The organism is Halomonas sp. BC04 (genome assembly GCF_000568385.1).
Map to the genome: position 1 here is coordinate 1 of NZ_AZQX01000200.1, position 10,733 is coordinate 10,733.

Consider the following 10,733-nt stretch of genomic DNA (forward strand, 5'->3'; position numbering starts at 1 on the left):
GCTGGCGAACATCTTCGCCAACCCCGACCTGCCCGAGCTCGACGACTACTACGAGCCGTTCGACTTCGACTACGAGCACCTGCATACCGCCAAGCAGGCCGATCACCAGCCGGTGGCACGTCCGCGCTCGCTGGTTTCCGGTGAGCGCATGAAGAAGATCGAATGGGGTCCCAACTGGGAGGAGATCCTCGGCACCGAGTTCGCCAAGCGGCGTAAGGACTCCAACTTCGAGAAGATCCAGGCCGACATCTACGGCCAGTTCGAAAACACCTTCATGATGTACCTGCCGCGCCTGTGCGAGCACTGCCTCAACCCGACCTGCGTGGCGTCATGCCCGAGCGGTGCGATCTACAAGCGTGAGGAGGACGGCATCGTCCTGATCGACCAGGACAAGTGCCGCGGCTGGCGGATGTGCATCTCCGGCTGCCCGTACAAGAAGATCTACTACAACTGGAAGACCGGCAAGTCCGAGAAGTGCATCTTCTGCTACCCGCGTATCGAGGCGGGCATGCCGACCATCTGCTCCGAGACCTGCGTGGGCCGCATCCGCTACCTCGGCGTGCTGCTCTACGATGCCGACCGTATCGAGGAAGTGGCCAGCTCGCCGGACGAGCGCGACCTCTACCACCGCCAGCGCGAGATCTTCCTCGACCCGAACGACCCGGAAGTGATCGCCCAGGCCAAGAAGGACGGCATCACCGACAACGTGATCAAGGCCGCCCAGGCGTCGCCGGTCTACAAGATGGCCATGGACTGGGGGCTGGCGCTGCCGCTGCACCCGGAATATCGCACCCTGCCCATGGTCTGGTACGTGCCGCCCCTGTCGCCGATCCAGTCGGCCGCCGAGGCCGGCCAGATCGAGTACGACGGCGTGCTGCCCAAGATCGAGTCGCTGCGCATTCCGGTGAGGTATCTCGCCAACATGCTCACCGCCGGTGAGGAGGAGCCCGTGGTACTGGCGCTCAAGCGGCTGATGGCGATGCGCGTGTTCATGCGAAACCGCCACGTGGAAGGCAAGCATGATACCGACGTGCTCGACGCCGTGGGCCTCTCCGAGGCGCAGGTGGAGGAGATGTATCGCTATCTCGCCATCGCCAACTACGAGGATCGCTTCGTGATTCCCACCAGCCATCGCGAGATGGCCACCGAAGCCTTCCCCGAGCGCGGCGGCTGCGGCTTCAGCTTCGGCGACGGTTGCCACGGCGAGAGCAAGCCGAGCCTGTTCAACGGTCGCAAGCAGACCAGTTCGCTGGTCAAGCCGGTGGACGTCTTCGATCCCAAGACCATGGCCGGGAAGACGGCTGCCAAGGAGAAGCACCATGACTGATGCCGCACTCCAGTTACCCGAGGCCGAACTCGGCATGCGCAGCCTGCGCGTGCTGGCCCGCCTGCTGGACTATCCCACCGAGGCGCTCCAGGGCGCCGCGGATGACCTGATCGAGGCGCTCTATGTGGAGGGCCGCCTGCCGGCGGCGCTGCGTGCCGACCTGATGAGCTGGTGCCAGCGCATGAGTGAGTCCGACCTGCTGGAACTCCAGTCCGAGTACGTGGCGCTGTTCGACAAGGGCCGCGCTCACTCGCTGCTGTTGTTCGAGCACGTCCATGGCGAATCACGCGACCGCGGCCAGGCCATGGTCGACCTGATGAACGAGTACCAGGAAGCCGGCTTCGAGCTGGATGCCCGGGAGCTGCCGGACTACCTGCCGCTGTTTCTGGAGTATCTCTCCACCCGTAGCGAGGAGGAGATCGGTCGCTGGCTGGGCGAGATTCGCCACATCCTGGCGCTGCTGGCGGCGCGACTGGAAGAGCGTGGTACCGACCACGCCCTGGTGATGCGCGCCCTGCTGGCGATGATCGGCGCCGAGGAGGAGGTGGAAGCCCAACGTGAAACCGTGGTGGGTGAGAGTCGTGACGACACCCCCGAGGCGCTGGATGCGGTATGGGAGGAGGAGGCGGTGCGGTTTTCCGCCAAGTCCGATGAGGACTGCGCGCTGCAGTCCGCCGAAGGGCGTCGTCTGGCCGAGCGCAAGCGCGAGACCCAGAGCCAGCCGGTACGGATCATGTCACCCGGGGCGGATGCGCCTCGCGTGAGCGGTCGTTAACAGGAGAACTGTCATGTTTGACGCCATTTCCACCTATCTCAATCATCTGATCTACGGCTACTACCCGTACCTGGTCGGCACCGTCTTCCTGATCGGCAGCCTGATGCGCTACGACCATGGCCAGTTCACCTGGAAGACCGGCTCCAGCCAGATGCTGTCGTCGAAGCACATGCGCCTGGCCAGCAACCTGTTCCATGTCGGCATCATCGTGATCTTCTTCGGTCACCTGTTCGGCATGCTGACGCCGCAGTGGATCTACGGTGCCTTTCTGCACGCTGGCACCAAGCAGTTGATCGCCATCGTGGTAGGCGGTATCGCCGGTGCCATGTGCGTGGTGGGCGGCGCCATGCTGCTGCATCGCCGCATCACCAATCCGCGGGTGCGAGCCTCATCAAGCACCATGGATACCGCCATCCTCGGCCTGATCGTGTTCCAGGCGGCACTGGGTATGGTCACCATCATCTTCTCGCTGGGTCATATGGACGGCGAGATGATGGTGACTCTGTCCAGCTGGGCTCAGGCGATCGTCTTCTTCGGCGGCGGTGCTGCCTACTACATGGAAGAGGTCTCCTGGATCTACAAGCTGCATATCTTCGTGGGCCTGACCATCATCCTGCTGTTCCCCTTCTCGCGGCTGGTGCATGTCTGGAGCGTGCCGTTCGGTTACATCACGCGGCGCTACCAGCTGGTCCGCCGCCGGGGTTAAGCACAAGCTGGCTGCGCTCGCTTAGCTTCGCGAACAATGGCACCGCCTGAGGGCGCCGGGGGCAGGCCGAAGAGGAGGTCATTTACCATGGATGGCAAATGTAGCGCCCAGGGATGGGTTCACAGCGCCTCCTCGCAGGCCTGTCGACGGAGCAGCCCAACGAGTTTTGAGGAATAGCACCATGCAAATGATCGAGATCGAACAGCTACCGGGCCGCGTCACGCCTCCGCCCATCAAGGTCGGCGGCAAGGCCATCGACGAGGAGAGCATCGCCCGGGAGATGCAGTACCACCCCGCGGCCAATGCCGGTGAGGCCCAGCTTCAGGCGGCCCGTGCCCTGGTGGTACGCGAGCTGCTTCTCCTGCGTGCCGCCGAGCTGGGACTGGTGGCCGCCGATGAAGCCGAGGAGGGCGACAACGATGCCGCCATCGCCAGCCTGCTCGAGCAGGAGCTGGAGGTGCCGGAACCTTCCGAGGCCGACTGTCGGCGCTTTTTCGATGCCGCCCCGGAGCGCTTTAGCGAGCCGACCCGCCTGGCCGTTCGCCATATCCTGCTGGCCGCGGCACCGGACGATGCCCCGGCCCGGGACGCCCAGTACCGCCTGGGGGAATCGCTGATCGCGGAGCTTACGACCATTCCCGAGCGCTTCACCGAATTCGCCATGCGTCACTCGGCGTGTCCGTCGAAGGAGGAGGGCGGTGAACTGGGCTGGCTGGCACCGGGGCAGACCGTTGGTGAACTGGACCGCGCCCTGCAGCACCTCCCCGAGGGGCTCCACGAGCGGCCGCTGGCCTCACGCTATGGCTGGCACGTGATCCTGGTGGACGAGCGCGCCGAGGGCCAGCCGCTGCCCTTCGAGCAGGTCGTTGACCGTGTGCGTCACAGCCTGCGTGAGCAGGCGACTCGACGCGCCCTGCGCCACTACTTGCTGGCGCTGGAAGCCGAGGTGGGGGTCGAGGGGATAGCGCTCGATGACGATGCCGCCGGCAGCCTGATGCAATGACGAAAAGTCGCTGCACTCGACCATACGGCGTTAAAAATTGGCGCAAGATGCTCATTTAGCAGCTAGTAAACTCCGCTCTTTTGCCAATTTTTGCCTTGTCTGGTCTTCGTTCGCAGACTTTTCGGGCTCGTATAACGATTAGTGCCACCGGAGTCGGTGGTTCAGGAGGCTTTATGGCTCATGTTCACGCCGATACCCCCTTCGTGCCGCTCGGCATCGCCGTGCTGACCGTCTCCGATACTCGCGGCTTTGACCGCGACGGTAGCGGCGACCTGCTCAGCGAGCGTCTCTCCGAGGCCGGGCATGCGCTGGTGGAGCGCCGTATTGTGCCCGACGATATCTACCGTATCCGGCGGTCGTCTCGAAGTGGGTGGTGCGCGAGGATATCCAGGTGATCCTGGTCAATGGTGGCACGGGATTCACCGCCCGGGACACCACGCCGGAAGCGCTGACACCGCTTTTCGACAGGTCGGTCGATGGCTATGGCGAGCTGTTTCGCCAGCTCTCCTACCAGACGATCGGCACCTCGACGATTCAGTCCCGTGCCGTGGCGGGGGTCGCCAACGGTACGCTGATCTTCGCCATGCCCGGCTCGCCCAAGGCCTGTGCCACCGCCTGGGATGGCATTCTGCTCGCCCAGCTCGATGCCCGTACCCGGCCCTGCAACTTCGTGGCCATGGTGCTGCCCGAACAGCCCCGCTGTGCCACGCGTAGCACCGATGAAACGCCTGACCATGGTCAAGGAGCGTACTCGTGAGCTGTGCCAACCTTGCCAAAGGCCTGCTCGACCTTGAGGTCGCCAGGGCGCGGATGATCGCTGCTGCGGAGCCGGTCCGGGGCGAAGAGTCGGTGGCGCTGGAGCAGGCTTTCGGCAGGGTGCTGGCATGCGACCTGGCCGCTCGGCTGGACATGCCGGGTAACGACAACAGCGCGATGGACGGCTATGCCCTGAGGCTGTCGGAACTGGGGGAGCAGGGGCTGCCCGTGGTCATGCGTGTGCCGGCGGGGGCGGTGGTATCCAAGCTGCCTGAAGGCGGTTGCGCGCGCATCTTCACCGGCGCGCCGGTGCCGGAAGGCGCCGACTGCGTGATACCCCAGGAGCGGGTCACCCTGGACGGTGAGGGCCGCATGCACGTCAGTGGCGAGGCAAAGCCGGGGGCCAATATCCGCCGACGTGGCGAGGAGTATCGGGCCGGCGATGCGCTGTTGCCGTCGGGCGCGACCCTCAACGCCGCGGCCCTGGCCATGCTGGCGAGCCAGGGGTTTGCCGAGGTGCCGGTATTGCCGCGTCTGACGGTGGCCTTGATCTCCACCGGCGACGAGCTTGTTGAGCCCGGCGAGACTGCCTCGCCGGGGCAGGTCTACAATAGCAACCGGGTGATGCTGCAGGCGTTGCTCGAGCAGCAGGGCTGCGATGTGCTCGACCTGGGCATCATTGCTGATACGGCGGAGGCGCTGCACGAAGCCTTCACGGTAAGTCGCGACAGCGCCGACCTGGTGGTCTGTACCGGTGGCGTGTCGGTGGGTGAGGAGGATCATGTCAGGCCGGTGCTCGAGGCGCTGGGCGGGCTGGTGTTCCACGGCGTGGCGATGAAGCCGGGCAAGCCCTTCGCCTTCGGCTACCTGGACGATGGGTCGCCGGAAGGGGTGCCGCTCATCGCCCTGCCGGGAAATCCGGTGGCCTCGCTGGTGGGGTGGCAGCTCCTGGCGAGGCCCTTCGTCCAGGGGTGCCAGGGCCGCACCGTCGGACCATTACAACAATTCAATGTTCGTGCCGGCTTTTCGCGGCGCGGCAACCGTGGCCGGCGTGAGCTGTTGCGCGTAGTGCTCGACTGGCAAGGTGGCCTTCCGGTAGCCTTTCTTGCTGGCGGGCAGGGGTCGCACATGCTGCGGGCAGCCAGCCAGGCACACGGCTATCTGATGATGGCCGCCGATACCGACGTGGAGGAAGGTCATGACTACCCCTATCTGCCCGCCGGACAGTTCGTCGACTGACCTGCTGTTCAAGCCCAAGCAGCTGCGCGAGCTGGTCCACGGCGTGCCCTGGCTGGGCGAGCTCGACGATGACGAAGTCACTTCACTGCTGGAGGACTCCGAGCTGCGCGCACTGAAGAATCGCGAGTGGCTGTTCCGGCAGGATGCACCGGCCCATTGGCTCTATATCGTGATCAACGGCGCCGTGCGCCTGGCGCGTTCCGCCGGGGATGGTCGCCTGGCCACCATTCGCTGCGTGGAGCGCGGGGGCACCCTGGGCGAGCTGAGCATGGTCTCCAGCGCCGGCGTCTACCTCTACTCGGCGGAAGCGCTGCGCCGTACCCATGTGCTGGCCATCCCGGCCCAGCGCTGTCGCGAGCTGATGGATCGCCAGCCCGTCTGCCGCGCCGAATTCATGAGTCGCCTGGCCCTGGAACTGACTGAACGCCTCGAGGACCTGGCCCTGCTGACTCAGGCAGATGCCATGTCGCGGCTGGTCAGCTACATCCTGCGCCAGTTGCCCGCCGGTCGCTCCAAGTCGCCGCGGGTGGTGCGCCTCTCTATTCCCAAGCGCTGGCTGGCCGCCCAGCTCGCCATGACGCCGGAGACCCTGTCGCGGCTATTGGCCAAGCTGCGTGACGGCGGTGTCATCAGCATCGACCGTCAGCGCCTGGTGGTGCTGGATGAGCAGAAGCTGCGTGACGCCATGCTGGCGGACGACTGACGCGTCGCTGACGCCGCTATCGGCGCTGACGCGGTCACTCCGATGTTATCCGGGAGACTGTATGCTCCGAACCGCCAAGAAGCCCCGCACCCTGGTCTACTCCTGCTCCGGCTGCTCTGACGTGGCCCAGCTGGCCAACGACGTCGCCTGGCGCTCGATCACACCGGGGAGGCGGAGATGTCCTGCATTGCCGGCGTGGGCGGTGGCGTGCCCGGGCTGGTGAAGACCGCCCGCTCCGGTCGGCCCATCGTCGCCATCGACGGCTGCCAGATGCACTGCGTGACCCACTGCCTGGCCAATGCTGGTGTTGCCCCCACCGAACATGTCCGGCTCTATGAGCAGGGCTTTCGCAAGCGGCGCGGCCAGACCTACAGCGAGGACGAGGTCACTGCCGTGGCCGACCAGGTTGGCAGCCTGATTGCCCGGCTGCCCATGGACGCCACGGCCCATGTCGAAGCAAGCGCCGAGGAGAACCCATGAGCCTGGTCGATGGCTTCGGCCGCACCGTCCGCTACGTTCGCCTGTCGGTTACCGATCGCTGCGACTTCCGCTGCGTCTACTGCATGGCCGAGGAGATGACCTTCCTGCCTCGTGCCAGGTGCTCACCCTGGAGGAGATGGCCACCCTGTCCCGTGCCTTCGTCGAGCTGGGCGTGGAGAAGATTCGCCTGACCGGCGGCGAGCCGCTGGTGCGCCGGGGCATAGAGGGCCTGGTGGCGGAGGTCGGTGGCCTCGATGGGTTGCGCGACTTCGCCATGACCACCAACGGTTCGGGACTCGCCAAGCACGCCCGGGCGCTGCGCGCCGGCGGTCTGAAGCGGCTCAATATCAGCCTCGACACCCTGGACTCCGGCCGCTTTCGCGAGCTGACCCGCACCGGCAGCCTGGCCAAGGTCATCGATGGCATCCGTGCCGCGTGCGATGTCGGTTTCGAGCGCATCAAGCTCAACGCCGTGATTCTCAAGGGGCGCAACGACGATGAGGTGCTCGACCTGGTCGACTTCGCCCGTGCCGAAGGCGTCGATATCAGCTTCATCGAGGAGATGCCCCTGGGCGAGGCCATTGGCCACGACCGTGCAGAGACCTTCTGCTCCAGCGACGAGGTACGTGCCACCATCGAGTCACGCCATGCTCTGGTGCCCACCACCGAGACCACCCTGGGGCCGTCGCGGTATTTTCGGATGAGCGACTCGGACATTCGGATTGGCTTCATTTCGCCCCACAGCCACAACTTCTGCGATGCCTGCAACCGGGTGCGGGTCACCGCCGAGGGCCGCCTGCTGCTGTGCCTGGGCAACGAGCACTCGGTGGACCTGCGTGCGATGATGCGCCGCCACCCCGGCGATCTCGAACGGCTCAAGGCCGCTATCGTCGACGCCATGCAGAAGAAGCCTGAACGCCACCATTTCACCACCGACGGCGACGTGCAGGTGGTGCGCTTCATGAACATGACCGGGGGCTGAGGGCTATGCTTGTCACTTGGCCAGCCGCGCCGCCAGCATGGCAGGAGTGCAGCGATGAGTAGGAAGCGCAGCAGGTGATGGAAGACCACGAAGGCCGGGTCCACGTCCAGGGTGGCGGCCAGAAGCACGACCTCCGATAACCCACCCGGCACGAAGGCGAGAAACAGAGCGGCTGTGTCGTGGTCTGTCACCACTGTCATGGCCAGAGTCATGGCACCGGCCAGCAGCATGGTGATGAGCATGGCCACGAGGCCGTGAGCCAACATGCCCAGGGTATCCCGTAGCTGGATACCGATGAAGTAGGCCCCCAGCGACGCACCGAGGAAGTACTGCACGGCAAGCAGGGTATCGGCCGGTAGCGCCATGCTTGGCCATTGCAGGATATTCAGCAGGCCAATCCCCAGCATGGGGCCGAGCAGGGGCGGCTGCGGCAGGCGTCCGAGACGTGCCAGCCACCATCCCAGGGCCGCGGCACCCAGGGTGAGTGCCACGGGGCCGAATCTCGGCAGGCTCCAGTCCGCGATTGTCGCCGCATCTTCTGCATTTCTCATTCCCGGCCCGAAATAGATCAGCAGCAGGGGGACCAGGTAGAGCACGATAATGATGCGGCTGATCTGGCCGAGCAGTACCTGCTGCGCATTGGCACCGCTGTGTGTACAGGTCAGCAGTACCACCGACTGAGCCCCCGGCACGCCGGCGAACAGTGCGGTGACACTATCGAGGCCCGCCCGACGCTGGAAATAGATCATGTTTGCCAGCGTGGTCATTCCCACGAGCACCAGCATGCCCGCCACGGTCAGTGGCCACTGGATCATCCGGCCCAGCAGGGTGGCATCGATCGACGCACCTACCTGGATACCCAGCAGCACCAATGCGGCCTGGCGCAGCCAGGTCGGTGGCGAATGCGACCAGCCCAGCAGGCTGGCCACGCTCATGGCGGTGAGGCTGCCCAGCAGCCACGGCAGGGGGAGGCCCAGCAGGCTGAATACCAGTACGCCGGCTGCTGCGATCAACAGGGCAAGAAGCTTCACGCTAGCGGCCGGTGTGATGTTCGTCGTTGCTGTCTTCGTTCACAGGCTCCTGCTCCTGCGCCATGGCCTCCAGCCGTTCGGAGAAGCGCATCCGGTAGGAGAGCACCAGCACCAGCACGGCAATGCCCAGCAGGGTCAGGCTCAGGGGGCTGTTCAGCAGGCCGCCCACCCACTCGCCGCCGCTGATCATTACTGCCCGGCGCATGCTCTCCTCCAGCATCGGGGCAATCAGGAAGGTGATGATCAGCGGTGCTTCGGGTATGCCGAACTTGCGCATGCAGAAGCCAAAAAAGCCGAAGAAGAGCATGACCAGCACGTCGAAGGGGTTGCCCTGGGTGGCAAAGCTGCCAATCACCGCCAGTACCATGATGGTGGGCACCAGGACCGGCTTGGGCAGCGATCCCAGCTTGGCATAGAAGAAGGCGAACCCTCGCCCGATGACCAGATTGAACAGATTGGCCAGTATCAGGATGGTGAACAGCGCGTAGATGACATCGGCATGCAGCTCGAACATCCGCGGGCTGGGTGTGATGCCCTGCAGCAGTAGTGCCCCACCGATCAGGGCCGCCGTAGCGCTGCCGGGGATGCCGAATGCCAGTAGTGGCACCAGGGTGGGGCCTGCGGTGGCATTGTTGCCGGCTTCAGCCGCGGCCACGCCGCCCATGACCCCCGTGCCGATCTTCTTGTGCGGCAGTAGTCGCTTGGCAATGCCGTAGGCAAGAAAGGACGCCACTGTGGCCCCGAGTCCCGGCAGCATCCCGACGAAACTGCCCACGCCGAGCCCGATCCCCATCTCGCGCCAGTTGCTCAGGTACTCGCGAAACGTCAGCCCATCCTGCTTGCCGCTGAACAGGTCGTGCATCTTGCGTTCGACCGCGTTCCCAGGCGGGATTCGTGCAGCAGCTCGACGCCCTGCTCAAGCATTCGACTCATGGCAAAGAGGCCGATGATCAATGGCACCAGGCTGATACCGTCCCTCAGCCAGGCCAAGCCGAAGGTGTTGCGCGAGGCCCCTCCGATGGGATCGGTGCCGATGGTCCCGATATAGAGCCCGATGGCGGCCGCCAGCAGCCCCTTGGCGACATGCTTTCCCGACAGTGCACCCAGCAAAGCGATGGCCACGACCATCAGCCAGGTCCTCTCCGCAGGGCCGAACTGCAGTGCCGCCAGTGCCATCATGGGGGCAATCAGGATGACCAGGACATCGGAAAGCGTATCGGCCGTCACCGAAGAGTAGAGCGACGTCAGCAGCGCCTTGCGACCCTGGCCCTTCTGGGTCATGCGGTAGCCGTCGAATACCGTGGCGGCAGAGTCGGGTGCACCCGGGGTGGCGAAGCTGATCGCCGAAATGGAGCCGCCGAAGAGCGCACCCTTGTAGAGGCCGATGACCAGGCCCAGGCGCCGGTGATGTCCAGCGTGAAGGTCAGTGGCAGCATCAAGGCTACCCCGGTGGAGGTGGTGAGCCCGGGTATGGCACCCAGGCCGACCCCGACGAAGACACCGATGGTCAGCCACATCAAGGTGTTCCAGTTGAGCACCAGGGACAACGCGTCAATGAACGCCTCGGGTTGAAACATGGCGATGCTCCGAAACGGGCGGGCTAGGCTACAGGAAAGGCACGATGTCCCCCGGCAGGCGGATGCCCAGCAGCGTAAAGACCGCAAGGATAATGAGGGAAATCGGTATCGCCAGGGCCGGAGCCAGGTACCAGGGGCGCAGACCCAGCAGATA

At 65.0% G+C, this 10,733-nt stretch carries 9 protein-coding genes and 4 pseudogenes; 10 read left to right on the forward strand and 3 right to left on the reverse strand.

Features of this window, described 5'->3' with window-relative positions; all coding sequences use genetic code 11:
- The 10 genes and pseudogenes from narH to moaA form a co-directional block, all read left to right on the forward strand.
- Nucleotides 1–1,327, forward strand: a 1,327-nt coding sequence (narH, locus tag Q427_RS14085) for a nitrate reductase subunit beta (protein ID WP_043514972.1), incomplete at its 5' end; no start/stop codon positions are given.
- On the forward strand, nt 1,320–2,102 hold the full coding sequence (gene narJ / locus Q427_RS14090; RefSeq protein ID WP_043514974.1) for a nitrate reductase molybdenum cofactor assembly chaperone: 783 nt from the start codon (nt 1,320–1,322) through the stop codon (nt 2,100–2,102). The genes narH and narJ, both read left to right, overlap by 8 nt.
- A gap of 13 nt (nt 2,103–2,115) precedes the next feature.
- Nucleotides 2,116–2,808, forward strand: a complete 693-nt coding sequence (gene narI, locus Q427_RS14095; RefSeq protein WP_043514976.1) for a respiratory nitrate reductase subunit gamma — start codon at nt 2,116–2,118, stop codon at nt 2,806–2,808.
- 181 nt (nt 2,809–2,989) lie between these two features.
- The gene (locus tag Q427_RS14100; RefSeq protein ID WP_043514978.1) at nt 2,990–3,811 is read left to right on the forward strand and encodes a peptidylprolyl isomerase; all 822 of its coding nucleotides are present in this window, start codon (nt 2,990–2,992) and stop codon (nt 3,809–3,811) included.
- A gap of 173 nt (nt 3,812–3,984) precedes the next feature.
- Nucleotides 3,985–4,568 (forward strand): annotated as a pseudogene (gene moaB, locus Q427_RS14105) (molybdenum cofactor biosynthesis protein B).
- On the forward strand, nt 4,565–5,806 hold the full coding sequence (locus Q427_RS14110; RefSeq protein WP_051496384.1) for a molybdopterin molybdotransferase MoeA: 1,242 nt from the start codon (nt 4,565–4,567) through the stop codon (nt 5,804–5,806). The pseudogene moaB and the gene Q427_RS14110 overlap by 4 nt, the downstream one beginning before the upstream one ends.
- Nucleotides 5,766–6,509, forward strand: coding sequence for a Crp/Fnr family transcriptional regulator (locus Q427_RS14115; protein WP_043514979.1), 744 nt, complete (start codon nt 5,766–5,768; stop codon nt 6,507–6,509). The genes Q427_RS14110 and Q427_RS14115 overlap by 41 nt, the downstream gene beginning before the upstream one ends.
- A 61-nt stretch (nt 6,510–6,570) precedes the next feature.
- Nucleotides 6,571–6,732 (forward strand): hypothetical protein, encoded by a 162-nt coding sequence (locus tag Q427_RS35355; protein ID WP_269321244.1) that lies wholly within the window; start codon nt 6,571–6,573, stop codon nt 6,730–6,732.
- On the forward strand, nt 6,687–6,989 hold the full coding sequence (locus Q427_RS14120) for a putative zinc-binding protein (RefSeq protein ID WP_269321245.1): 303 nt from the start codon (nt 6,687–6,689) through the stop codon (nt 6,987–6,989). Before Q427_RS35355 ends, Q427_RS14120 begins: the two co-directional genes overlap by 46 nt.
- A pseudogene (moaA, locus tag Q427_RS14125) lies at nt 6,986–7,971 on the forward strand (GTP 3',8-cyclase MoaA). The gene Q427_RS14120 and the pseudogene moaA overlap by 4 nt, the downstream one beginning before the upstream one ends.
- 38 nt (nt 7,972–8,009) lie before the next feature.
- Here the strand turns inward: moaA and Q427_RS36930 are convergent.
- From Q427_RS36930 to Q427_RS35365, 3 genes and pseudogenes are all read right to left on the reverse strand, one after another.
- A pseudogene (locus Q427_RS36930) lies at nt 8,010–9,002 on the reverse strand (AbrB family transcriptional regulator); the annotation flags it as partial.
- A 1-nt stretch (nt 9,003) separates the two neighbouring features.
- Nucleotides 9,004–9,864 carry a tripartite tricarboxylate transporter permease gene (locus tag Q427_RS35360; RefSeq protein ID WP_051496385.1) on the reverse strand — a complete coding sequence of 287 codons (861 nt, stop codon included), beginning with the start codon at nt 9,862–9,864 and terminating at the stop codon, nt 9,004–9,006.
- Nucleotides 9,828–10,579: pseudogene (locus Q427_RS35365) on the reverse strand (tripartite tricarboxylate transporter permease). The gene Q427_RS35360 and the pseudogene Q427_RS35365 overlap by 37 nt, the downstream one beginning before the upstream one ends.
- Nucleotides 10,580–10,733 lie beyond the last annotated feature (154 nt).